Annotated in this window: 21 protein-coding genes; 16 read left to right on the plus strand and 5 right to left on the minus strand. The window is 49.5% G+C overall.

Annotated elements, in window-relative coordinates; all coding sequences use genetic code 11:
• The first annotated feature begins 15 nt into the window (after positions 1 to 15).
• From lysA to clpB, 10 genes are all read left to right on the plus strand, one after another.
• Positions 16 to 1,248, plus strand: a complete 1,233-nt coding sequence (lysA, locus tag LG219_RS06440; protein WP_226763714.1) for a diaminopimelate decarboxylase — start codon at positions 16 to 18, stop codon at positions 1,246 to 1,248.
• Between the two features lie 114 nt (positions 1,249 to 1,362).
• Complete coding sequence (gene gltS / locus LG219_RS06445; protein ID WP_226763715.1) at positions 1,363 to 2,562, plus strand: sodium/glutamate symporter; 1,200 nt, start codon at positions 1,363 to 1,365, stop codon at positions 2,560 to 2,562.
• A 507-nt stretch (positions 2,563 to 3,069) separates the two neighbouring features.
• The gene (locus tag LG219_RS06450) at positions 3,070 to 4,056 is read left to right on the plus strand and encodes an L-threonylcarbamoyladenylate synthase (RefSeq protein WP_226763716.1); all 987 of its coding nucleotides are present in this window, start codon (positions 3,070 to 3,072) and stop codon (positions 4,054 to 4,056) included.
• A gap of 148 nt (positions 4,057 to 4,204) precedes the next feature.
• A complete protein-coding gene (locus LG219_RS06460) occupies positions 4,205 to 4,708 on the plus strand; it encodes a type IV pilin protein (RefSeq protein ID WP_284691614.1) in 504 nt (167 codons plus the stop codon).
• Positions 4,708 to 5,226 (plus strand): pilus assembly FimT family protein, encoded by a 519-nt coding sequence (locus LG219_RS06470; RefSeq protein ID WP_284691615.1) that lies wholly within the window; start codon positions 4,708 to 4,710, stop codon positions 5,224 to 5,226. The genes LG219_RS06460 and LG219_RS06470 overlap by 1 nt, the downstream gene beginning before the upstream one ends.
• Positions 5,220 to 5,873 (plus strand): prepilin-type N-terminal cleavage/methylation domain-containing protein, encoded by a 654-nt coding sequence (locus LG219_RS06475; protein ID WP_226763717.1) that lies wholly within the window; start codon positions 5,220 to 5,222, stop codon positions 5,871 to 5,873. The genes LG219_RS06470 and LG219_RS06475 overlap by 7 nt, the downstream gene beginning before the upstream one ends.
• Before the next feature lies 1 nt (position 5,874).
• Positions 5,875 to 7,149 (plus strand): PilX N-terminal domain-containing pilus assembly protein, encoded by a 1,275-nt coding sequence (locus LG219_RS06480; protein WP_226763718.1) that lies wholly within the window; start codon positions 5,875 to 5,877, stop codon positions 7,147 to 7,149.
• Positions 7,139 to 7,789, plus strand: a complete 651-nt coding sequence (locus LG219_RS06485; protein WP_226763719.1) for a type IV pilus modification PilV family protein — start codon at positions 7,139 to 7,141, stop codon at positions 7,787 to 7,789. The genes LG219_RS06480 and LG219_RS06485 overlap by 11 nt, the downstream gene beginning before the upstream one ends.
• A gap of 144 nt (positions 7,790 to 7,933) precedes the next feature.
• Positions 7,934 to 10,198: an arginine/lysine/ornithine decarboxylase gene (locus LG219_RS06490; RefSeq protein ID WP_226763720.1), complete on the plus strand. Its 2,265-nt coding sequence runs from the start codon at positions 7,934 to 7,936 to the stop codon at positions 10,196 to 10,198.
• A gap of 243 nt (positions 10,199 to 10,441) precedes the next feature.
• Positions 10,442 to 13,024: an ATP-dependent chaperone ClpB gene (clpB, locus tag LG219_RS06495; protein ID WP_226763721.1), complete on the plus strand. Its 2,583-nt coding sequence runs from the start codon at positions 10,442 to 10,444 to the stop codon at positions 13,022 to 13,024.
• 224 nt (positions 13,025 to 13,248) lie between these two features.
• On the opposite strand, the gene LG219_RS06500 is transcribed toward clpB, so the two are convergent.
• Complete coding sequence (locus LG219_RS06500) at positions 13,249 to 13,431, minus strand: YjfB family protein (protein WP_226763722.1); 183 nt, start codon at positions 13,429 to 13,431, stop codon at positions 13,249 to 13,251.
• Positions 13,432 to 13,533: 102 nt separating this feature from the next.
• Between LG219_RS06500 and dnaE the strand changes: the two genes are divergently transcribed.
• The 6 genes from dnaE (at position 13,534) to LG219_RS06530 (ending at position 22,885) form a co-directional block, all read left to right on the plus strand.
• Positions 13,534 to 16,977: a DNA polymerase III subunit alpha gene (dnaE, locus tag LG219_RS06505; RefSeq protein ID WP_226763723.1), complete on the plus strand. Its 3,444-nt coding sequence runs from the start codon at positions 13,534 to 13,536 to the stop codon at positions 16,975 to 16,977.
• A 628-nt stretch (positions 16,978 to 17,605) separates the two neighbouring features.
• The gene (gene pflB, locus LG219_RS06510) at positions 17,606 to 19,918 is read left to right on the plus strand and encodes a formate C-acetyltransferase (protein WP_226763724.1); all 2,313 of its coding nucleotides are present in this window, start codon (positions 17,606 to 17,608) and stop codon (positions 19,916 to 19,918) included.
• 179 nt (positions 19,919 to 20,097) lie between these two features.
• Positions 20,098 to 20,283 (plus strand): glycine radical domain-containing protein, encoded by a 186-nt coding sequence (locus LG219_RS06515; protein WP_250647228.1) that lies wholly within the window; start codon positions 20,098 to 20,100, stop codon positions 20,281 to 20,283.
• Positions 20,284 to 20,385: 102 nt separating this feature from the next.
• Positions 20,386 to 21,186, plus strand: coding sequence for a pyruvate formate-lyase-activating protein (pflA, locus tag LG219_RS06520; RefSeq protein WP_226763725.1), 801 nt, complete (start codon positions 20,386 to 20,388; stop codon positions 21,184 to 21,186).
• 122 nt (positions 21,187 to 21,308) lie between these two features.
• Positions 21,309 to 22,277, plus strand: a complete 969-nt coding sequence (locus tag LG219_RS06525; protein WP_226763726.1) for a DUF808 domain-containing protein — start codon at positions 21,309 to 21,311, stop codon at positions 22,275 to 22,277.
• A gap of 110 nt (positions 22,278 to 22,387) precedes the next feature.
• Positions 22,388 to 22,885, plus strand: coding sequence for a GNAT family N-acetyltransferase (locus LG219_RS06530; RefSeq protein ID WP_226763727.1), 498 nt, complete (start codon positions 22,388 to 22,390; stop codon positions 22,883 to 22,885).
• A gap of 329 nt (positions 22,886 to 23,214) precedes the next feature.
• On the opposite strand, the gene LG219_RS06535 is transcribed toward LG219_RS06530, so the two are convergent.
• The 4 genes from LG219_RS06535 to LG219_RS06550 all read right to left on the minus strand — a co-directional run bounded on the left by LG219_RS06535 (position 23,215) and on the right by LG219_RS06550 (position 25,897).
• Positions 23,215 to 23,391 carry a DUF3460 family protein gene (locus tag LG219_RS06535; RefSeq protein ID WP_173531898.1) on the minus strand — a complete coding sequence of 59 codons (177 nt, stop codon included), beginning with the start codon at positions 23,389 to 23,391 and terminating at the stop codon, positions 23,215 to 23,217.
• 192 nt (positions 23,392 to 23,583) lie between these two features.
• On the minus strand, positions 23,584 to 24,678 hold the full coding sequence (gene hisC, locus LG219_RS06540) for a histidinol-phosphate transaminase (protein WP_226763728.1): 1,095 nt from the start codon (positions 24,676 to 24,678) through the stop codon (positions 23,584 to 23,586).
• A gap of 8 nt (positions 24,679 to 24,686) precedes the next feature.
• Entirely contained in the window at positions 24,687 to 25,337 is a 651-nt protein-coding gene (locus LG219_RS06545) for a GNAT family N-acetyltransferase (RefSeq protein ID WP_226763729.1), read from the minus strand.
• Positions 25,325 to 25,897: an LOG family protein gene (locus LG219_RS06550; RefSeq protein ID WP_226763730.1), complete on the minus strand. Its 573-nt coding sequence runs from the start codon at positions 25,895 to 25,897 to the stop codon at positions 25,325 to 25,327. Before LG219_RS06550 ends, LG219_RS06545 begins: the two co-directional genes overlap by 13 nt.
• Positions 25,898 to 25,913: the final 16 nt, after the last annotated feature.

Raw genomic sequence — 25,913 nt, forward strand, 5'->3', positions numbered from 1 at the left:
ACCACTGGAAAACCCATGAAAGCGCTAAACGCCGAACAAATTTGCAACATTGCCAACGAGTTTTCGACGCCAATCTGGACTTACAACGCCGCGACCATTCGCCAGCGCATTGGCCAACTCAAGGCATTTGACACCATTCGTTTTGCGCAAAAAGCCAACTCAAACATTCACATCCTCAAATTGATGCGCGAGCAAGGCGTCAAAGTCGATTCGGTCTCGCTCGGTGAAATCGAGCGCGCGATTGCGGCCGGCTTTGCCACCGGTGCCGATGCCGACGACATTGTGTTCACTGCCGATTTACTCGATCGCGCCACCTTGGCGCGTGTGGTTGAGCTTGATATTCAAGTCAATTGCGGCAGCCCGCAAATGCTAGAGCAATTGGGCGAGGCGCATCCAGGACACCGCGTTTGGCTGCGGATCAACCCCGGCTTTGGCCATGGCCATAGCCAAAAAACCAATACCGGTGGCGAGCAAAGCAAGCACGGTATTTGGCACACACAACTGCCCGAAGCATTGGCTTTGATTGAAAAATACAATCTTGATTTAGTCGGCCTACATATGCACATTGGTTCGGGCGTGGATTATCGCCATTTGCAAGACGTTTGCGCGGCGATGGTGGCGCAAGTGAAACAATCGGGCCGCGATATTCGGGCGATTTCAGCCGGCGGCGGTTTATCAATTCCTTACCAAGTCGGCGGCGAGCCGATTGATACCGCGCATTACTTTCATTTATGGGACGCCGCACGCCAAGAGATTGCCGCCTTTTTAGGGCATCCAGTGCATTTAGAAATTGAACCGGGCCGTTTTTTAGTTGCAGAAAGTGGACAGTTAATTACCGAAGTGCGCGCCAAAAAAGACGTGGGTAGCAATCATTTTGTCTTGGTCGACGCTGGGTTTTCTGATCTGATGCGCCCAGCAATGTATGGCAGTTATCATGAAATTAGCGTCTTGCGCGCCGATGGCACGCTGGCCGATGGTGCGCTACGAGCGACGGTATTGGCCGGCCCCTTGTGTGAATCGGGGGACGTGTTTACCCAAGCCGAAGGCGGCGTGGTTGAGCCGCGCTTGCTGCCCAGCACCCAAATTGGCGATTGGGTGGTTTTTCACGACACCGGTGCTTATGGCGCCAGCATGTCGTCCAATTACAATACCCGCCCGCTGATCGCTGAAGTACTAATCGATGGCGATGCCATTCGGCAAATTCGCCGCCGGCAAACCGTCGCCGAACTGTTAGCGCTTGAATTGTAAAGCGAAATAGTTAACACCGTGCCACATTGTAATTACCGGCAATAGGCGACACAATTGTGCCGCCCTTATTCTTACAGCGCCACATTCCACATGGGCATTACTTAGGAAAACCTTATGATTACGATTAGTGGCTACGGCACCTTAGTTGCTGCCTCACTTGTTTTGCTATTTGGTCGAATTCTGGTCGAAAAAACAGCGCCGCTAAAAGCCTTCACCATCCCCGAGCCTGTCGCAGGCGGCTTGGTGGTGGCTTTACTGATGCTATTTGCCCAGCAAGTGGCTGGCGTCACCGTTAAATTTGATACCTCATTGCAAACGCCTTTAATGCTGGCTTTTTTTGCCACTATTGGTTTATCGGCCAATCTAGCCAGCCTCAAAGCCGGCGGTAGCGTGATGATTAAATTTTTGTGCGTCGTTGCTGGTTTGCTATTAATGCAAAACATCATTGGCATTAGCTTGGCCAATCTATTGGGGCTCGATGGTCATTTAGGGCTACTGGCTGGCTCAGTCACGCTATCGGGTGGTCACGGTACGGGCGCCGCATGGAGCTCGGTGTTTAGCGAACAATTTGGTATTCAAGGAGCCACCGAATTGGCGATGGCGTGCGCCACATTTGGTTTGGTGTTGGGCGGCTTAATTGGCGGCCCGGTGGCCAAGTTTTTGCTGCGTAAGGTCAAAGTACCGGGCGCCGAACACAATCAAGACCGCGCGCCAACTGGTTTTGAAGAGCCACAAGCTACGCGCCTAATCACGGTGAATTCATTTATTGAATCTCTGGCCTTAATTGCGTTGAGCTTGGCTGGTGGGCAATTTTTGGCCGAAGTCTTATCGGGCACGGCGTTTGAATTACCAACCTTTGTTTGCGTTTTATTTACCGGCGTCGTGCTACGCAATGTCTTGTCGGGCCTAGGCTGGTATCAAGTGTTTGAACGTGAAGTCTCGGTATTGGGTAACGTCAGCTTGGCGCTGTTTTTAGCGATGGCCTTGATGAGCTTGCGCCTGTGGGAGCTGGCCAACTTGGCGCTGCCGATGGTGATTTTGCTCGCAGTACAAGCGATGGCCATGGCCGCTTACGCGATCTTTGTGACGTTCCGCGTGATGGGTTCAAACTATGATGCCGTGGTGTTGGCGGCAGGTCATTGCGGCTTTGGTCTGGGCGCAACCCCAACGGCGATTGCCAATATGCAAGCGGTAACGCATCGCTTTGGACCATCGCACTTAGCGTTTATTGTCGTGCCGATGGTCGGGGCTTTCTTTATCGATATTTTGAACGCCATCATTATCAAGCTCTTTTTGGCGCTGCCGATTTATTAAGCCACACCGCAAACCTGCAGTCCATACAACCAACAGGGTTGGTGCTACAGCACCAGCCCTGTTTGACATCGAGTTCATCATTGCTGCCGTTGGCAAGGGCATTCCAATTTGATCCGTGCCGCGCTCATCACGCTAAAACGACGATTATCAACCACCGCACCACGAGCACTTAAAACCATCGACACCGCATCTAAATACCAGCCAATTTATGTAGGTATCTATTTGAAAAGCATATAGATATTAACTTATCCGTATATACCCCACCTCATTACCCTTCAATCTATCTGAGACATCCCGCAACTCATCAAGCAGCAGCGACTCATCATTTCCGCCAGCAGTCGCTTGTTGCCAGCGAATCGAACAACAGTGATTCGAGCAACATCCGCACTTGCGGGCACGATAAATCACATCCAATCAACGCCATCGTACCGAGTCCGAGCTAAAGCAAACCGTGAATGAAGGGCGATGATATAATCAGCGCATTCCAAAGTGTGTAGCCAGACCAAAATGACCTTAGCGCCCTCTCCTGCCGATCTTTCCGCCGCCCTGGCCTTACTCCGTGCCGGTGAACTTGTCGGCATCCCAACGGAAACCGTCTATGGTTTGGCGGCCGACGCCAGTCAAGACGCCGCAGTGGCCAAAATATTTGCCGCCAAAGGCCGGCCCAATGACCATCCAGTCATTGTGCATATTGCCGGCGTAGCGCAACTGGCTGACTGGGCGCAAAACATTCCTGATAGCGCATACCAACTGGCGCAAGCATTTTGGCCCGGCCCGTTAACGCTAATTTTAGAGCGCCAAGCGCATGTCAGCGATGCCGTCACCGGCGGGCAAGACACCGTTGGCCTACGCGCGCCAGCGCACCCGATTACCCATGAATTACTGCTGCAATTTGGCGGCGGTCTTGCTGCGCCCAGTGCCAATCAATTTGGCCACGTTAGCCCTACCACAGCAGAACATGTCCGCCATGAATTTAGCGTTGAACAAGTGCGTTTAATTTTGGACGGTGGCGCCTGTGACGTTGGCGTTGAATCCACCATCGTTAGCCTAGTCGGTGACCAAGCCAAACTACTGCGCCCGGGTGGCATTTCCCGCGCCGCCATCGAAGCCGTACTAGGTCACGCGATTGAGCACCACAGCACCAGCAGCACCGCCAAACAACGGGTATCGGGTTTACTCGATTCACACTACGCGCCGCGCACCCCACTCATCACCGGCCCCTTAGCCAGCATGCAGCAATTGGCAGCAAAAGAAAGCGCCAACGGTAAGAAAGTGGTATTACTCACTCCGCATATTCAAGACCACGTGCCATATATCGAACATGCCATGCCGAGTAATCCAGCCGACTACGCCCAGCAAATCTACGCCACACTCCGCCAGTTGGACCGCCAAGGCTATGATCAACTTTTGCTGGTAACCCCGCCAGAAGGCGCAGAATGGCTGGCTATTCACGACCGTCTGAATCGTGCAGCGCACAAAAAAATCAATGCTTAGTTGAGTTGTTAACCGTAAGCAACAACAAACTACCGTTCATCGCCAAGATAAGACCGCTCTTCCCACACGAGAAAAGTGGTCTTGTCCCCCGTAAGCAAAACCCCGTACCATCAAACCACAATAACAAATCCAAATCGGGTCGGACACCATGCTCTCTCATCGCAGCCGCGGTTTTACCTTGATTGAACTGCTCATCGTCATTGCCATCATCGGTATCTTGGCCGCCATCGCCGTACCCAGCTACAGCGAATACATCAAAAAAAGCCGCAGAACTGATGCGACAGTCATCATCAATAAAATTCAGCAAGCGCAAGAAAAATGGCGTGCGAACAATCCTACTTATGCCGTTGATGTTTCAACAACTGGGCTTAATGTTTCAACATTAACTACAGCAACTAATGATGCAGCAGAGACTCTAAGCTCAAAATTTAATGGCAATGATTACTACAAAATTAATATCAAATCTAATACATCAGTAGGGTATACCGTCACAGCAACTGCATACGGCGCTCAAGAGCAAGATACCAAATGCAAATTCTTGGTAGCACGAATTTTAAATGGCAACATCACCACAACCGGTGCCAACACTCTAACACTCGCCGACTCCCAAATCTCAAACAATACCGACCCTGATCGCTGTTGGAGCAAATAATGCATCGCGCCCAACAAATTGGTTTTACATTAATTGAGCTAATGATCAGTATTGCAATACTTGGCATTCTTTTATCCATTGCAATTCCAAGCTTCAGCGATTTTTTAGAGAAAAAACGTTTAGAAGGTGCCGCCAATGAATACTTGGGGCTTTTGCATTTTGCAAAATCAGAAACAATAAAACGCAATTCAGCGACTTTTATTATTGCAACACGCGCGTCAGCCAATGACTGGAGTATTTCGGCAACAACAACGCCCACCTGCACCTTAAATACTGCCTGTGATTTAAAAACACTTAATTCAACAATGGTAAAATCAATTTCTACCAACGCCGACTTAACTTTATTAAACGGTGCATCAATTGAGGCTCGCCGCTTACTACCTACATTTGCCACAACAAGGTCAATCATTTTTTCAACCGACAATTATTCATTACAGGCAAACTGGACAATAACCGGATTAAATCAGTTATGTATTCCTACTGGCGCTAATTCATTTGGTGGGTATGCCGCATGTTAAATCATAAACAACTGGGCATGTCTCTGATTGAATTGATGGTTTCGATGGCACTAGGTCTTTTACTACTCGGTGCAGCATCCAGCATGGCACTCAGTAGCCTCTTTGCGAATAAAGATGGCTTGAGAAACATGGCGTTAGAGCAAGAAATACAACCGATGATGTCGCTAATATCACGTGAATTACGGCGCTCTGGATATAGTCAACTCGCCGAAGATGACACCAGCATGCCAAATAAATACTTTAGAAAAATAAATATGCCGGGGGCAATCAAAACAACAGTTGCGGGGAAAAACATTTACACCGGGAGCTGCATTATTTTTCGCTATGACAGCAATAAAAACAACATCCTAAGCAATGATGAAGTCAGCGGTTTCATGTTAAGTAATGGCCAATTATTAATTTTAAACTCACCGAGCAGTTTAAATATTGATACCTGCGATGCATCAGATCCAAAATGGCAAGCAATGAATAATAAAGACCGTATCAATATCACTACGTTTTCAATGGCGGCAAATACTGAAACTATTAGTACGATCGATCTAATCAATAAAATAGATATCACACTCACTGGTGCATCAACCGACGGTAGTTTCTCATCAACACTAAAAGACAGCATTCAATTACGCAACCTACCGCGAGTTTATTAAAATGAATCACAAACAAACGGGCATTGCAACTTTAGCGGTTACGATTATTTTAATTTTAATCGCCAGTATCGCGACGCTCTACGCAAACCGACAAGCTTTTGTTTTCCAAAAAACATCGGCCAATTATTATGCCAATAGCAAAGCATTTGAAGCGGCAGAAGCTGGGGCCAATGAATTTGCGGCGCGGGTACTGAGCGATTTAAACAAAATCAGTACTGGCACTGGCACCGTTGAATTAATTCAGCAGACAACGGCCAGTGGCCCAGGCGCTTGCCTCACTAATTTTTTTAATGCATATAAATTCACCGCGCCATACGCCGATACCGCAAATCCAAACCAATTTGCCAATGATCGTTTTTTCTCCAAAAGGATTAACACGCTAGGCGTTGCTGATGCGCTTGGTCTGGGTTATCAAGTAACGGCAAGAATGTCTGGGCTGAATATGACCATCACCAGTACCGGTTGCGCTGATGACTCCACCACCAGCCCCAGCAATACTGCACCTGCTTGCACCACAGCAGGGCAACCGAGAGCCACTGTCACCGTCACGCTCCCGCTAAAAGGCGTATTTAACCCCAGCAAATCAGCATTCTCGATTAAAGGCTATGCCGACGCCTTTGGTGCGATTAGCACACTACCCGCTTCTGGGCAGCCAGCAGCAGCTTGCCCGATTATGTCGGGTGACTCATTTACCCATGCAGGATCCGTCGACGCTACGATCACCCCTTTTGCTAGTATTGCAGCACTGACCCCAGACCAATATTTTGAAAGTTTTTTTGGTGCCCCCAAAAGCACCATCAAGGCTGCAGCCACCGCTGCGGGTACAGCTTATCCTGGCGGTAGCTGTCCAATCGTACCCAGCCCCCCCCCACTAACGATTTGGATTGATGGCGATTTAAACTTAACAGGCGCCTGCACACTAAAAGCCAATAATATTATTGTGAATGGCAACATCAATGCTGGGGCCCACCCCTTAAATGCCACAGGGCTACTTTACGGCAATAATTTTTACACAAAGGCAGCCCAAGTTATCTATGGCGCAGTAGCTTTAGCCGGCAACTTAGATGTTGCAGCACTAAATCAACCACTTGCAAACTCATCAGGTGTAATTTCAAACAATGGCAAGCAAGATGGTGTGATGGCAACCGGTTTAGGTCCGACTCACGCGGCATTCGGTACGATTAGTGTTTATTACGACCCTAGTAAATTAAAAGATCCATCGCCGCCAGGTGGCACTGGCTCTCAATTCAAAGCAGGGCTATGGCATGACTTCTAATTTAAAACGCAACGGCTTTAGCTTGGTTGAAATTTTAATTACTGTATTAATTTTGGCTGGCGCCTCAATTGCGCTGACTAAATTTCAAGCTGTGCAAATGCAAGGAACGAGCGACGCGAGAAATCGCAATGAAGCGATGCATTTGGCGCAAACTTTACTTGATGAATATCGCCGAGAATTCCAAACGGGAAATATTGTGGATAAGGCCGTCAGTACTGTGAATGGCAAATCAACTACATTTTCGGTGAGTGGTGATGTCAGCGATTTAGCGATTACTACTGGTGAAATGATCCCTATGCCATCGGCCTCTCCCATTCCTGCGCCCGCACCCAAGCAAGCAGTTGCGAATGTCAGTTGGAGTAATGCCCAAGGCCAAACCCAAAACGTTGTTTTAGCCACTATTTTAAGATACAGCGCGCAATCTTTTGCTGAGCCTGTGGCGGCCACGCCAACCCCTTCGCCGACTCCTACGCCAACTCCAACCCCCACAGCTGCACCAATAGAAAAATGGGATAAAACAAAAAGCTACAAAAAAGGTGACTTGGTTCTCGGCAGCGATGGCCTGACCTATCGAGCTGACTATGACATGACCTCTGGACGACCGGATCCATCGCTAGACAATTGGTGGACGCGTGTTTAACAAAAAAAAATCAATTCAATGCGTGGCTAAAAATCACGATTATCAAGATTTAGTCCGCAAAAAAAATAAAAACAAAATCGTTCTAGTTTAAACTACGCCCCTGCCCCCAAACAGGGGCGTTTTTACTTTTAGCGAAGGACTGACATGCGCTTTTACTTCCCTCTCGTCATTATCGACGAAGATTTTCGCACCGAGAACACCAGTGGTTCCGGTATTCGTGAACTGGCTGCGGCGATTGAGGCCGAGGGTGTGGATGTGGTGGGCTATACCAGTTATGGCGACCTCACCTCTTTTGCGCAGCAGCAAAGCCGTGCCGCTGGCTTTATTTTGTCGATTGACGATGAAGAATTTGGCTCGGGCTCAGTTGAAGAAACGCATGAAGCTTTAACTAGCTTACGCAGCTTTGTCGCCGAGATTCGCCGCCGCAATCCAGACATCCCGATTTATATTTACGGTGAAACGCGCACTGCGCGGCATATTCCCAATGATGTCTTACGTGAATTGCATGGCTTTATTCATATGCACGAAGACACGCCCGAATTCGTGGCACGACATATTATTCGTGAATCCAAATCTTATCTCGATACGCTCGCGCCGCCTTTTTTCCGCGCGCTAACGCACTACGCACAAGACGGCTCTTACTCTTGGCACTGCCCGGGGCATTCGGGTGGTGTGGCATTTTTAAAATCCCCCGTTGGGCAAATGTTCCACCAGTTTTTTGGTGAAAACATGTTGCGCGCCGACGTTTGCAATGCCGTAGAAGAGCTCGGTCAATTGCTCGATCATACTGGGCCGATTGCCGCCTCTGAGCGCAATGCCGCGCGCATTTTTAATGCCGATCATTTATTTTTCGTCACTAACGGCACGTCAACGTCGAACAAAATCGTTTGGCACTCAACCGTTGCGCCGGGTGACGTGGTGGTCGTGGATCGCAACTGCCACAAATCGATTTTGCATTCAATCATGATGATGGGCGCAGTGCCGGTGTTTTTGATGCCTACGCGCAATCATTACGGCATTATTGGCCCGATTCCAAAATCTGAATTCACGCCAGAAAATATCCGCAAGAAAATGATGGACAACCCTTTTGCGCGGGAAAAACTGCTGGAAAATCCAAACTTTAAACCGCGTATTTTGACGATCACACAATCGACTTACGACGGCATTATGTACAACGTTGAAGACATCAAAGGCATGCTCGACGGCGAAATCGATACGCTGCATTTTGATGAAGCGTGGTTGCCCCACGCGGCTTTTCACGAGTTTTATGGCGATTATCACGCGATTGGCGAAGACCGTCCGCGCTGTAAAGAATCAATGGTGTTTTCAACACAATCCACGCACAAGTTACTCGCTGGCCTAAGCCAAGCGTCGCAAATCTTGGTGCAAGACCCAGAAAACCGTCAGCTCGATCGCGATTTATTTAACGAAGCGTATTTGATGCACACGTCGACCAGCCCGCAATATTCAATTATTGCGTCGTGCGACGTGGCGGCGGCGATGATGGAAGCGCCGGGCGGTACCGCGCTGGTTGAAGAATCCTTGATGGAAGCACTCGATTTTCGCCGTGCGATGCGCAAAGTGGATGAAGAATACGGTGAAGACTGGTGGTTCTCGGTGTGGGGTCCTGACGATTTGACCGACGAAGGCCTAGATCATCGTGACGCTTGGATGCTCAAAGCTGGGGATAACTGGCACGGCTTTGGCGACATTGCCGACGGCTTTAATATGCTCGACCCAATCAAAGCCACCATCTTAACGCCGGGCTTGGATTTAAATGGTGACTTTGACGCGCAAGGGATTCCAGCGAGTATTGTGACTAAGTATCTGGCTGAACACGGCGTAGTTGTTGAGAAGTGCGGGCTATACTCCTTCTTTATTATGTTTACCATCGGCATTACCAAAGGCCGCTGGAATACGCTACTCGCTGCCTTGCAGCAGTTTAAAGACGACTTTGATAAAAACGCCCCGCTGTGGCGCATTTTGCCCGAGTTCATTGCTAAATATCCGCAATACGAGCGCATTGGCCTGCGTGATCTTTGCCAGCAAATCCACGGCATTTATAAAGAGCACGGTGTTGCCCGCTTAACCACCGAGATGTATTTGTCTGATATGGTGCCGGCGATGAAACCGGCTAAAGCCTTTGCCAAAATGGCGCATCGTGAACTCGATCGCGTCGCGATTGACGACTTGGAAGGCCGCATTACTGCGGTGATGCTCACGCCGTATCCACCGGGCATTCCGCTGTTAATTCCGGGTGAAGTATTCAACAAAACCATCGTCGATTACTTAAAGTTTGCCCGTGATTTCAACCAGAAATTCCCCGGCTTTGAGACCTATATCCATGGTCTAGTCGCGGTCACCACCAGCGGCGTAACGCGCTACTATATGGATTGTGTGCGAACTTAATTTGGGTTTGTGCTCAACAACCGCCAGCTTGCTGGCGGTTTTTTTATGCCTACCGAAACGGCGTAGCGCGGCTATAACAAAGCCAGCAAAACAGTCAAATCTGGCTATTTTTTTTAACGTTAAATCGCAGCCAACCGCGCAGTCGACATAAATTGTCAATAATTGCGTAGGCTGCCCTATTGATTAAATTACAAGCGCTGCAATTTAACTCGTATACCGTTTCACTTTTTTGGAGATTGAAAGATGCGTTTTGACAAACTCACCACCAAATTCCAGCAGGCATTGGCTGATGCGCAAAGCATTGCCAACCTGAACGACAATGCTTATATCGAACCGCAACATTTACTGCTGGCGCTACTGAATGACACCGATTCAGGCACCGCCGCACTGCTGGCGCGCGCTGGAGTCAATGTGCAACCGCTCCACAGCGCGCTCGATGGCGCGCTTGCGCGCATCGCCAAAATTTCCGGCGGCGATAGCGACCTCACCGTTGGCAAAGACCTGACTCGCTTATTAAATCAAACCGATAAAGCGGCGATGCAACGCGGCGATCAATTTATTTCTAGCGATTTATTTTTGCTCGCGCTGTGCGACGACAAAGGCGAAGCCGCTCGACTACTTAAAGACCATGGCGGCAATAAAGCGGCGATTCAAGCGGCCGTGGATGCCGTTCGCGGTGGCAACGGTGTGGATAATCCCGAGGCCGATCAACAACGCGAAGCATTGAATAAATACTGCCTTGATTTAACCGAACGCGCTCGGCAAGGTAAGCTTGACCCAGTGATTGGCCGCGACGATGAAATCCGCCGCGCCATCCAAGTTTTGCAACGCCGTACCAAAAACAATCCGGTTCTAATCGGTGAACCGGGCGTGGGTAAAACCGCGATTGTTGAAGGCTTGGCGCAGCGCATTATCAATGGCGAAGTACCCGAGTCGCTCAAAGGTAAGCGGGTATTGGCTTTAGACCTAGCATCGCTCTTGGCTGGCGCTAAATACCGGGGTGAATTTGAAGAACGCCTCAAAGCGGTCCTCAATGAGCTCGAAAAAGAAGCTGGCCAAGTCATCGTCTTTATTGATGAATTACATACGCTAGTTGGCGCCGGTAAAGCCGAAGGCGCGATGGATGCTGGCAATATGCTCAAGCCCGCCTTAGCGCGTGGTGAATTGCATTGTCTTGGCGCGACGACGCTGGATGAATACCGCAAATACATCGAAAAAGACGCGGCACTGGAGCGGCGTTTCCAAAAAGTACTGGTGGGCGAACCGAGCGTTGAAGCCACCATTGCGATTTTGCGCGGCTTGCAAGAAAAGTACGAAATCCATCACGGCGTAGAAATCACCGATCCGGCGATTGTGGCGGCGGCGGAATTATCGCACCGCTATATCACCGACCGCTTCTTGCCAGACAAAGCCATCGACTTGATCGACGAAGCGGCGGCCAAAATCAAGATGGAGATCGACTCCAAACCCGAAGTGATGGACAAACTCGATCGGCGGATTATTCAGCTCAAAATCGAGCGCGAAGCGGTGAAACGCGAAAAAGACGAAGCCAGTAAAAAACGCTTGGCTTTAATCGAAGAAGAAATTAGCAAACTCGGCAAAGACTATTCTGATCTGGATGAAATCTGGAAAGCCGAAAAAGCCAGCGTGCTGGGCACTCAAGCGATTCGCGAAGAAATCGAGCAGGTTAAAACCGCAATGGAAACCGCCCGCCGTGCCGGTGAGTGGGACAAAGCCTCAGAACTGCAATACGGCGAATTGCCGCAGCTCGAAGCCAAGCTAAAAGCCGCCGAAACCAGCGAAAATGCCAGCGAGCCTTCGGGTAAAACGCGGCTATTACGCACCCAAGTTGGTGCCGAAGAAATCGCCGAAGTGGTGAGCCGCGCCACCGGTATTCCGGTGAGCAAAATGCTACAAGGCGAACGCGAAAAACTACTGCATATGGAAGACGTGTTGCACCAACGCGTGGTCGGCCAAGACGAAGCGGTGCGCTTGGTGTCTGACGCAATCCGTCGTTCACGCGCCGGCCTTGGCGACCCAAATCGCCCTTATGGTTCATTCCTATTTTTGGGGCCAACCGGCGTGGGTAAAACTGAGCTGTGCAAAACGCTGGCGAACTATTTATTTGATTCCGAAGACCATATGATTCGCATCGATATGAGCGAATTTATGGAGAAACACTCGGTAGCGCGCTTGATTGGTGCGCCTCCAGGCTATGTCGGCTACGAGGAAGGCGGCTACCTCACCGAGCTAGTGCGGCGTAAACCGTATAGCGTGATTTTGCTTGATGAGGTCGAAAAAGCGCATCCAGATGTGTTTAATATTTTGCTGCAAGTATTGGATGATGGCCGCTTAACCGATGGCCAAGGTCGCACGGTAGACTTTAGAAATACCGTGGTGATTATGACGTCCAACCTCGGTAGCGAGCATATTCAGCGTTTGGCCGACTCTGATTATCAGGTAATTAAATTGGCGGTGATGGCGGAAGTTAAAACGCATTTTCGCCCTGAGTTTATTAACCGAATCGACGAAGTGGTGGTGTTCCATGGCTTAGGCCAAGCACAAATTCGCCACATCGCACGCATTCAGCTCGATAAGCTGCGCCAGCGTTTGGCACAAATGGAAATTGGCCTCACGGTGTCCGATGCTGCGCTTGATTTGATTGCCGAAGCGGGCTTTGATCCGGTATATGGCGCACGGCCATTAAAACGCGCCATCCAAAGCGAGCTGGAAAACGTGCTAGCCAAACGACTACTCAATGGTGACTTTGCCGCTAAAGACACCATTCATGTCGACGCCAAAGACGGCATGATGCATTTTAAATAAATAGGCACAAGTTTTCTGGCTGCGTTGTCTCGCCTTGTCGTACCAAAGTACGGCCTGCGGCTTTAACGTCTTGCCATAAAACTTTTGTACAGATATTTCCTTAAGTCGCACGGTGCCTTCCCCGGCAAACAAAAAGCCATTCCGAATTTCGGAATGGCTTTTTTATGTATAGACACAGAGCCCATTATTTAATTGACTTAGGCAGATATACCCCCAAGCAATCGTTAAGCCTTGACGTCTACATTTTGCCCTAAATGCACCGGATTGACGCTGACTGGCTGCGGAATCGCTTGCAGCAAGCTGAGCGTACTTTGCGCTTGTAGATCCAAACTTTTGCGTAGCATCACCAATGGAACCGGATTGTTGGCGCTGGCACTACTGGCCGCATTCACCATGCCGTCACTCATTGCACCACCTCTTTTTTGCCATATTGCTTATTTTATCGGCCTTATTCACGCTTAATGAAGGGGAGCAGCCTGAATCAGCGCAAGAAATGATAAAATGCGCCAATGAACGCACCTGCCTATATCCATCTTCGCCTCCATTCCGAGTTTTCAGTTTCTGACGGCATCGTCCGTCTGGATGACGCCGTTAAGCGCGCCAAAGCCGACCAAATGCCGGCGCTTGGCATGTCAGATTTAATGAATCTGTTTGGTCTGGTTAAGCATTACAAAGCGTGCCGCAATGCCGGGATAAAACCGATTATCGGCTTGGATGCGTGGATCGAAAACCCAGACAACCGCGATAAACCATTTCGCACGCTGTTGATTTGTAAAAATCGCGCCGGCTATGGCCGTTTGTGCGAGCTAATCACGATGGCGTTTCGCGATAATCAATATCGCGGCCGGGGCGAACTGAAAAAAGAATGGTTAAGCAACGGGGACAATAGCGGGCTGATTGCGCTATCGGGCGCCGAGCTCGGCGAAATCGGCCAGCAATTTTTGGCCAATAATCCAGACCTTGCCAGCGCGGCAGCCCAGTGGTGGGCGGCGCAGTTCCCTGATAGTTTTTACCTCGAGATTCAACGCACCGGCACCGCGGCATGCGAAACCAGCTTGCAGCGCCAGCTCGATTTGGCGGGTGAACTCAATCTGCCGGTGGTCGCAACGCATCCGATCCAATTTATGGATCCGGACGACTTTAAAGCGCACGAAGCGCGCACCTGTATTTCGGCGGGCTTTGTCATGAACGACAAACGTCGCCCGAAAGACTTTACCGAAGAACAATATTTTAAAACCACCGCGCAAATGCAGGAACTGTTTGCCGATGTGCCCGAGGCGCTCGCCAACAGCGTAACGATTGCGCAGCGTTGCAATATTGAGATTGTGCTGGGTAAAAACGTCTTACCGCCCTTCCCGACCCCCGAAGGCATGACGCTGGATGATTTCTTAGTGTATGAGGCTAAGCGCGGCTTAGAGATGCGCCTTGCACAGCTATACCCCGACGAAGCAGCACGCGAAGCAGAACGTCCTCGCTATTACGAACGACTTAAAATTGAAACCGACACCATTATTAATATGGGCTTCCCCGGTTACTTTTTGATCGTTGCCGACTTTATCGCCTGGGGCAAGGTCAACGGCTGCCCAGTGGGCCCCGGCCGTGGTTCGGGTGCTGGCTCACTGGTAGCGTATAGCCTTGGCATTACCGACATTGACCCCACCGCGTATGCGCTACTTTTTGAGCGCTTTTTGAATCCAGAACGCGTTTCAATGCCCGACTTTGATATCGACTTCTGCCAAGAAAATCGCTGGCGCGTGATTGAATACGTGCGTGAAAAATACGGCGCGGATGCCGTTAGCCAGATTGCGACTTTTGGTACCATGGCCGCCAAAGCGGTAGTGCGCGACGTCGGCCGTGTGCTCGATTTGCCGTATATGTTTTGTGACGGCATCTCCAAACTCATCCCTGCTGCGCCCGGTAAACAATATAGCCTGGACGATGCACTAGAAATGGTGCCAGAGCTGGCTGAGCGCGTTGAGCGCGAAGAAGAACTCAAAGAACTCTGGGTGCTGGCCAAAAAACTCGAAGGCTTAACGCGCAATATCGGCATGCATGCCGGTGGCGTATTGATTGCACCGAATAAAATCACTGATTTTTGCCCGGTGTATCAAGCCTCTGGCGACGATGCGTCGCCGGTGTCGATGCTGGATAAAGACGACGTTGAAGCCGTTGGCTTGGTGAAGTTTGACTTTTTGGGTTTGCGAAATCTAACGATTATCGAACTCGCGCTGCAATACATCAAAACGCAAACCGGCGAATATCTGGACTTAATGAGTCTGGGCTTTAACGATCAAGCCGCGTATCAAGTGTTCCGCGATGCCAATACCACCGGCGTGTTTCAGGTCGAGTCGGACGGTATGAAACGCTTGCTCGAAAAGCTCGCGCCCGATCGTTTTGAGGACATTATTGCGGTATTGGCGCTGTATCGTCCGGGGCCACTTGGCTCAGGGATGGTCGACACCTTTATTAATCGTAAAAAAGGGCTTGAAGCGCCCGATTACTTCCATCCTGATCTTGAAAAATGCTTGGAGCCGACTTACGGCGTTATCGTGTATCAAGAGCAGGTGATGCAGATTTCGCAAATTATCGGCGGCTACACCCTCGGTGGCGCCGATATGCTGCGCCGGGCGATGGGGAAGAAAAAGCCCGAAGAAATGGCCAAGCATAGGGAAACCATTGCCGAAGGGGCCGCCAAGCAAGGCTACGATCCAAAGCTCGCCGAAACCTTGTTTGACTTGATGACCAAGTTTGCCGAGTACGGCTTTAATAAATCGCATACCGCAGCGTACGCGGTGGTGTCGTACCACACCGCTTGGCTAAAAGCGCATCACTCTGCGGCCTTTATGGCGGCAACGATGTCGTCCGAGTTGGACAATACTGACCAGCTCAAAGTGTTTTACGATGATTGCTTAAACAAAAAAAACAAGCTTGAAATCTTGCCGCCCGATATCAACGAAAGTTTTTATCGCTTTGTGCCGGTAGGTAAAAAACAAATTCGTTATGCCTTAGGGGCGATTAAAGGCGTTGGCGAAAGTGCGGTGAATATGATTGTCGCTGAGCGCACTGCCAACGGGCCATTTAAAGATATTTACGATTTATGCAGCCGAACCGACAAAAAAGAAGTCAATAAACGCGTGCTCGATGCCTTAATTCGTGGCGGCGCGTTTGATGCGCTTGAGCCAAATCGCGCGCGCATTATGGCCAATGTCGAGCAAGCGATGGCCGTGGCCGAAGCAGAAATCGCCAACGCCAACCAAATTAGTTTGTTCGATATGCTGGAACCCGCTGCCGCGCCACAAATTGAGCATCTTGATGCGCCGCTATGGGATGACAAAATCAAACTGGCCGAAGAAAAATCCGCACTCGGATTTTATCTTTCTGGCCACCCATTTGACGCCCACGCCAGACAGATTAAAGGCTTGATTCGCACCCGACTTGATCGACTCAACAACCAACGCGAGCCGCAATTTATTGCCGGGATTGTGGCTGGCATGCGAATTAAAAATGGCGAGCGGGGTAGGATGTGCTTTTTACAGCTCGATGATGGCCATGCCAAAGTAGAGCTCACACTGTATTCCGAGTCGTTTGAAGCCAATCGCACCAAGCTCAAAGAAGACACTTTATTAGTCATCGAAGCGAAGGTCTCGGAAGATCGTTTTTCTGGCGGACAACGCATTATTGCCGATCGGGTATTTGATTTAGCGGAAGCACGCAGCCACTTTGCGCGGGCACTCAAAATCAATTTGGGTCAGCAAGGCGACGCAGAAAAGCTCAAGCAAATTTTGCAACCGCATGCAACCGAGCAAGGTTGTGCAGTCGAGGTTGACTACCAAAATAGCAACGCGCAATGCCAAATGACCTTAGGTCATGCTTGGCGAGTCATCTTGCGCGATGAACTGCTCTCAGACCTACGCAGCTGGCTAGGCCCGCAATCGGCAGAGCCTCGCTTTTAAGGTCTGAAAACGCAGGATTTCCCGCCGTATGGCGCGATTGTCGCGGTCAACCAAAACGTAGTCGTGTAGCATCGTCCTGCGCTGTGAATTGACTACAAAGCGAAGTTGCAGCGAACAGCACCAACCCGCAGGTTTGCGGTAGATGATAGCGCAAAAATCAACAGGCCTAGGTATAGGGCGCCAAACCATAATACGTAAGGGGCAATTTCATATACCCCACAAGCAATATCAGGCGGATCGCATATCAAATGCATCCGCCTTTTTCTTTGCGTCCAATTTTTGATCTTTATCAATTTTTTACAGCGCCCATCAGGCCATTTTGCCAATTTTTACATTCCATTCACCGATGCAAAGGCATAAGATATTGTCATGAAAACGCGAATTAAATCGCTGATTGATTTGCACTGCAGCAATCATGCAGATGTGATATGTAGTTGAAATTATTCAATAACATATTTTCAAAACTGATCTAAATCAACTTTTGAAATCGCATTATTGTTACGATGCCTTAATAAAAACTTGCTGCTGTTTGCCCTACCTGGCAACGGCAACATCCTTTTCAGTTAGCAACTGAAAATCCGGCTTAAAGATGGTCCAACAGACATCGCCACAAAGGAGTCTCACCCAAATGAATGCACCTCAAGACAACTTGCAATTGACAGCTTGGCGCGGTTTTAGCGCTGGCGAATGGCAGAATAAAGTATTGGTTCGTGAATTTATCCAAGCGAACTACACACCATACGTGGGTGATGATTCTTTCCTAGCCGGCCCGACTGAACGCACCACGCAATTGTGGACTGAATTGTCAGTCTTGCTCAAAGAAGAACGCAAGCGCGGTGTGCTTGAAGTTTCTGCCCAATTTGGTTCAACCATCACCGCTCACGGCGCTGGCTACATCAATAAAGATTTAGAAACCATCGTTGGTTTGCAAACAGACGCGCCACTGCGCCGCGCCATCATGCCCAATGGCGGCTTGAAAATGGTTGAAAACGGCCTTAAGGCTTACCATTTTGAAATGAACCCAGAAATCAAAGAGATCTTTACTAAATACCGTAAAGACCACAACAACGCGGTATTTGACGTTTACACCCCAGAAATCATGGCTTGCCGTAGCTCAGGCGTCATCACTGGTTTGCCAGATGCCTATGGCCGTGGCCGTATTATTGGTGACTATCGCCGTGTGGCTTTGTACGGTGTTGATTTCTTGATCGCCGACAAAAAACGCGAAAAAACTGAACTCGATCACGTGCCTTTCACCGAAAGCGTGATTCGCCTACGTGAAGAACTATCAGAACAAATTAAAGCACTGACCGAACTCAAAATCATGGCCAAAAAATATGGCTTTGATATCGCTCGCCCTGCAAATACCGCACAAGAAGCCGTGCAATGGTTGTACTTCGGCTACTTGGCTGCAGTAAAAGAGCAAAATGGCGCAGCCATGTCGATCGGTCGGATCTCGACTTTCCTTGACGTTTACTTCGAGCGTGATATTGCCGAAGGCACTTTGAATGAAGCGCAAGCGCAAGAATTGATCGACCATCTGGTGATGAAATTGCGTATCGTGCGCTTCTTACGCACCCCAGAATACGATGATCTATTCTCAGGCGACCCAACTTGGGTAACTGAATCGATCGGTGGTACTGGTGAAGATGGCCGTACTTTGGTCAGCAAAACCAGCTTCCGTGTCTTGAATACCCTGTACAACCTTGGCCCAGCGCCAGAACCTAACTTGACCGTATTGTGGTCAACGGCCTTCCCACAAGGCTTTAAAGAATTCTGCGCCAAAGTATCGATCGACACCTCGGCGATTCAATACGAAAACGACGATTTGATGAAACCAAAATGGGGCGACGATTATGCGATTGCCTGCTGCGTTTCAGCGATGCGCGTTGGTAAGCAAATGCAATTCTTTGGCGCTCGTGTGAACTTGGCCAAAGCCATGTTGTACGCAATCAACGGCGGCGTGGACGAAAAAACCGGCAAAGTAGTGGCCAAAGGCTTCACCCCGATCATCGGCGACGTGCTTGAATACGACGAGTTGATGAGCAAATACGATGTGATGCTCGACTGGTTGGCAAGAACTTATGTGACTGCGCTCAATTCAATCCATTACATGCACGACAAATATGCTTACGAACGCATTGAAATGGCGCTGCACGATCGTGACATCTTGCGCACGATGGCTTGCGGTATCGCCGGTCTATCGGTAGCAGCAGACTCATTGTCAGCCGTGAAACACGCAAAAGTGCATATCAAACGCAATGAAGCGGGCTTAGCTGTGGATTATGTAATCGAAGGCGAATACCCAGCTTACGGTAACAACGATGATCGCGCTGATGATATCGCGGTTTGGTTGTCGACTGCGTTTATGGAAAAAATCAAAGCGCAACCGGTGTTCTACCGTGACTCAATGCCAACACAATCGGTATTGACCATCACCTCGAACGTGGTTTACGGCAAAAAAACCGGTAATACCCCTGACGGTCGTCGTTCAGGTGCGCCATTCTCTCCAGGTGCAAACCCGATGAATGGTCGTGATACCAATGGCTTTATCGCTGCTGGTTTCTCGGTATCGAAAATTCCATACGAATCAGCACTGGACGGTGTGTCTTGGACTGCCTCAATGACACCAGACGCTTTAGGCCACAACGCAGCAGACCGCGTTAAAACCTTGGCGGCATCGATTGACGGTTTGTTTGGCCCACACGGCGAGGAATGCTCAACGTGCATGACCACCGATGCGATTGATGAAAAAATGGATCAACTCTTCCATTTGAACATGAATGTATTGGATAAAGACACCTTGCTCGATGCGGTAGAACATCCAGAAAACTACCCGCAATTGACGATTCGTGTTTCAGGCTATGCGGTGAACTTTGTTAAATTGACTCGCGAACAGCAAATGGACGTGATCAACCGGACTTTCCACGCGAAGTGCTAAGAATGCGTAGCGCCACCCGCGATCCTGATTTTTGCGGTAGTTAAGATCAAGATCACGAAGCGGCGCTACGGTTCATTCACATTCTTGTAGTGATGAAACATGGCAGTATCCCTCTGGGGTATTACCATACAAGCATCAGCCAATCATAGCTACAAGCACATACCTAAGAGGACGGCACAATGGCACAATTATTTCATTTGAATATGAATATTTTGAACAAAGAAACACTCGAAGACGCAATGGCCAATCCTGATAATTACCCACAATTGACCGTGCGCGTATCAGGTTATGCCGTAAACTTTGTTAAACTGACTCGCGAACAGCAACTAGACGTGATCAATCGCACTTTCCACGAAAAATGTTGATTGGAATCTAGTTCAAACACGGATCGCAAGGCATCGCCTGCGGTCCGTTTTTACATGTAATCGATAAAAACCTTAAAACTAAAAAAATCACTGGAAATCATCATGGCACTCGACAAACCTGCAGGTGAAATCGTCCCTGCTGCCTTTGATGCCGATGGCAATCAATTTGGCTACATTCATTCCATTGAAACCGGCGCTGCTGTTGATGGCCCTGGCATGCGCTTTGCGTTATTTGTTAGCGGCTGCCAATTTCGCTGCTTGTACTGCCACAATCCTGACACTTGGAAGCTGCACAACGGTAAGCAATACACCGTCGACGCTATCGTTGCTGAGATTGCCAAATACGCCAGCTTTTTACGCATTGCGGGCGGGCTGACTATTTCTGGCGGCGAGCCTTTGATGCAAGCTCATTTTGTTGGCGAGATTTTTCGCCGAGTCAAACACGAGCTTAAAGTGCACACCGCACTCGATACCCAAGGCTTTTTGGCAGCGCACTTACCGGATGAATACTTCGACAATATCGACTTAGTGCTGCTCGACATCAAACAATTTGACCCGATTAAATACGAAGCGCTGACCAGCAAACCGCTGCAACCCACGCTAGATTTTGCCGAACGCATGATTCACCTCAAAAAGAAACTGTGGATTCGCTACGTTTTGGTACCCGGCATTAGCGACGACGAGCAAGATGTCGCCGGCCTCGCCAATTACCTCAGCGAGCTCAGTGCTCGAGCACCGAGTTTAATCGAACGCGTGGAAATTTTGCCCTTTCATAAAATGGGCGAAAACAAATGGGTTGATCTGGGGATGAAATACGAACTGACCGACACTCGCCCACCAAGCCAAGAAATGGTCGAGCGCGTTCGTGCTCAATTTAGCGCCAAAGGCTTATTCTGCTGTTAAGCCCATCGCGATCCCATCGCCAGCGTTCGCGCTGGCTTTTTTTTGGCCCAAACCCGCTCAGCAAATCGAGAATTACACCAACTTCGGGTATATTAACGCTCAAATTACAGCAGGATTAAACCATGGCCGGAACCAGCCTTTTAGTATTACTCGATGACATCGCCGCCGTGCTTGACGACGTAGCGCTAATGACCAAAGTTGCCGCAAAAAAAACCGCCGGCGTATTAGGCGATGATTTAGCACTCAATGCCGAGCAAGTCTCCGGTGTGCGCGCCGAGCGCGAACTGCCCGTCGTTTGGGCGGTGGCCAAAGGCTCATTTAAAAACAAACTGATTTTGGTGCCTGCTGCACTACTCATTAGCTTTATCGAAGACCAATTGCGCGCTAACGGCCTGAATGTGCCCTTGATTATGCCGCTGTTAATGTTGGGCGGATTGTATTTATGCTTTGAAGGCTTTGAAAAAATCGCCCATCCCTTTTTGCACTCGCACGCTGAAGACGTCGCCGATCATCAGGCATTGAGCGCTGCTGCCAATAACCCAGCCATCGATTTGGTGGCGTTTGAGAAAGAAAAAATCCAAGGCGCGATTCGCACCGACTTTGTGCTTTCAGCAGAAATCATCGTCATCACCCTTGGCACCGTGGCCGCCGTTAGCTTTAGCAGCAAAGTCGCGGTACTCACCGGCATCGCCATTATCATGACCGTCGGCGTGTACGGTTTGGTCGCCGCCATTGTGAAAATGGACGATGCCGGCCTTTACCTGAGCCAAAAACCCAACGCCAACGCCATTAGCCGCAGCGTCGGTCGCGTATTACTCGCTGGCGCACCAGTTTTAATGCGCGTGTTAGCCGTGGTCGGCACCTTGGCGATGTTTATGGTCGGCGGTGGCATCATCACCCACGGCATCCCCGTCATTCACCACGCTATCGAAGCCGCAGCCCACAGCGCAAATACCCTCCCCGCCATTGGCGGCATACTGGCCGCATTAGCACCGTCATTTTTAAACGCGATTGCCGGCGTCATCGCCGGTGCCGCGACATTACTCGTTGTGACCGTCATTGGGAAAATACTGGGCGCGTTTAAAAAATAAAATCTTTTGGCTATTTCTTATTTAGCGTTGCTTGATGACATTCATTACTGAACAAGGGATAGCCTGCAATTGGCCAGAAGCGGACACAATTTAATTCCAGGTAAATTCCAATGCTCGTTGAATTAATATCAGAAAATCAGTATGAATCTTTGATTGATTTATTGCTGGAGCTTCACTGCTACTACAGCGAAAGTTCCACACCTTATCGCAGTGTCGTCAGAGAGCATCTGCTAAAAAACATTTTGGCCCCCGTGTCACCCCTGCAATTAGTAGTTGCTATCAACGGTGACGGTGTTGTGGTCGGCTTCGCGGCTATTTCATTGACCTACTCACTTGTCGAACCGTCACCGGAAAAAAATCGACAGGTTCAACTAAAAGAAATCTATGTGCTGTCTGCTCAAAGAGGGCACGGTATTGGAAAAGCTATTTTTGCTTGGATTGCTCGATATGCCATGGACAATGGTTGTTGCCGGATTGATTGGCCAGTCAAGTCAACCAATGCCAAGGGCATCTCATTCTATGAAAGTCTTGGCGCTGAACTGGTTGTAGAAAGACTTAGCTATAGGCTTTCTGAAACAAGCTTGAGAGAACTGGCTTATAAACTGTAACTAAGAACGTGCCAACAGAAAGATTGATTGCTTCGGGTCGAGCGCAGCAGCGTAGGTTGGGCTAAATGCAATGCAGCCCAACGTTTACCGCGACAATGGGGCTTCGTAAACAGAGTCTAACCAAGCAATATTTTCTAGCACCGTAGCTCCGATTAGCGCAGCGTAATCGGAGGAATGGCATGCGTACGATTACGCTACGCTAATCGTACCTACCTTATCATTGAGCATCTGCTTCGGGTCGAAAATAGGCTATGACCAAGCTGCTAAGCCTGCCTTACCCAACAAAAAACCGCCTAAATTAGGCGGTTTTGTTATTGCGCTAGAACAATTTATTTATTCACTGTCGATGCATCAATTCGGCTGCGTTCGTCCAAATTGATGGGCTCTTTATCCCACAATAAAGCGCGGCCGTCGATTTGGCCTTGTTTAAGTTCTGGATTTTTTGCCAAAACATCTTCAATAAAATGGGTGTATTCAGAAACGTAGCAATTATCTTTGCCGAACATGGTGCTCTCCCGAGGTAATTTATTTTGCCGCCATTATAACCGAGGCGATGTTCGGTCGGCAGTTTGATTGCAGATCGTCAAACCCATTGCGGCAGTGCCGCGTCAGATAAGGAACTGACTGTGTTGCTTTATACGGACAGTAGGTATTGCCAGCTAGATCATATAAATTGTGCGCTAGCTAGCAATACCCCATCAATCATTCATTGCTTGCTGCAATACCTCAATAAACCGTGCATTTTCCGCCGGCAAACCAATCGACACTCGTAAACTATTCGGCATGCCGTAGCCCGCCAATGGCCGCACAATCACCCCACGCTCGAGCATAAATTGATTAAGCATTTTAGCATCGCCACAGTGGAAAGTCACAAAGTTACCCGCCGACTCAATAAAGCTAATGCCAAGCTGGCGAAATGCAGCGGTGATTTGCTGCATGCCTTCATTATTTATCCGCACTGACTCTTGCAAAAAATCCTCGTCGTCCAGTGCCGCAGTCGCTGCCGCTTGCGCCAAACTATTGACGTTAAACGCTTGGCGAACGCGATTGAGCATATCAATGATTTCAGGGCTGGCTAGCGCAAAACCAACGCGCAAACCCGCTAAACCAAAGGCTTTAGAGAAGGTTCTTACGACGATTAAATTCGGGAATTTTTTTAGCCATTCAATCGAATCGCTGCGTTTGGCGGCAGGTAAAAATTCAGTATACGCTTCGTCGAGCACCACCAGCACATGGCTTGGGCATAACTCTAAAAACTCGATCAAATCGCCCGGGCGCGCCAAGGTACCCGTCGGATTATTTGGATTGGCAATCCAAACGATTTTTGTGCTGGGCAAAATGGCCGCACGCATAGCGTCTAAATCATGGCCGTAATCGAGCGCCTTCACGCACAGCCCTGTCGCGCCCATGGCCTGCGTGGCCAAGGGATAAACGGCAAAGGCGTATTCGGCATACACCGCAGTATCACCCGCTTGCAAAAAAGCATGTGAGATCAGTTCCAGTACGTCGTTTGAGCCATTGCCCAATACGATTTGCTCGCTGGCGACTTGGTATTTTTCGGCAATTTTGGTTTTCAACTCAAAACCATTCCCATCGGGATAGCGCGCTAAGTCAGCAATTGCTTTTTCAACTGCCGCACGGGCTTTGGGGCCCATGCCCAGTGGGTTTTCGTTCGAAGCCAATTTAACGATTGTTGCTGGATCAAGCCCCATTTCACGCGCTAGTTCAGCGACCGGTTTACCGGGTTGATACGGCGCAATCGCGCGGATATATTCGGGGGCAAGCGTCAACATCGTTATCCTTAGTCGTTCAAGCTATCGGCCGTGGCAAGTTCATGGCCGAGGTTTAATTTTTTTGTCATGCGAAAGCTGGCTGGCAGCTTAAACATCGCCAAGCGCTGTACCGTTGATTCAACCAAGACTTCAAAGCCATAGCGCTGATAAAAGCGTACTGCCGCGGTGTTGGCGCTATCGACATCCAGATGCAGGCTAAAATAACCCGCTTGGCGCGCGGCCATGCAAACCTGCGCCAACATCCGCTCGCCTAAATGCTGGCGGCGACAATCCGGATGAACTGCGATGGTACGTAAATACCAAGCATTTTTAGGTACGTGCGGAAATAAAAAATCCAGCTGCGATTGGCGATCTTGCAAAATCTGCAAGTCGAGGGCTAAAGCGCCGATTTCAAATGCATCACTGACTTGCAATTGCGCGCCAAAGCCAGCGGAATAATGAAACACCAAGGCAATCAGCTCATCGTCGCTATTACGCAATACTTGCGCATTGCGATGGCTGTAACTGCCGGTTTCCGCCTGCCAAAGCTGCGCTAAGTTGAGCACCACCAATTCAGGCGGCAAGGCAAACCAATAGTCATAAAAAGGCGCGTCGGACTGATAAATCAGTGCTGCAGCCCGCTTGGCATCACCGGGTAAAGCATGCGTTAAGTTTTCCACCATTCACCTGCGCGACGAGAAGGTTTACTTTGCAATAACTCGATCAGCTCGATGGGATCATTGGCGCACAGCAATTGAGCCGCATCACTGCCACTCACAAAGCCCTCTTCCACCGCTTGCACCACCATCGCTTGCAATGGCGCAAAATAATTTGCGGTATTGAGTAAGCCAACTGGTTTTTCGTGCAGACCGATTTGCCCCCAAGTTAAAATCTCAAATAACTCATCAAACGTACCAAATCCACCCGGCATGGCAATAAAGCCATCAGCCAATTCGGCCATCCGTGCCTTGCGGGTATGCATCGAATCGACGATCTCTAATTGGCTGCACGCGCCATACCCCAGTTCTCGTTCAACCATAAACTGCGGAATCACGCCAATCACTTGGCCACCGGCATCTAAACACGCCTCAGCGACAGCACCCATTAAGCCAATATGACCACCGCCATACACTAAGGTTAAGCCACGTTCGGCCAAGCCGCGACCTAGATGTTGCGCTTGGTGACGATAGACTTCTTTTGTGCCAAAGCGTGCACCACAAAATACCACGACTGATTTCATTGCATGCCTACCTAGC

It is taken from the genome of Deefgea salmonis (genome assembly GCF_020531905.1).
GTDB classification, from domain to species: domain Bacteria; phylum Pseudomonadota; class Gammaproteobacteria; order Burkholderiales; family Chitinibacteraceae; genus Deefgea; species Deefgea salmonis.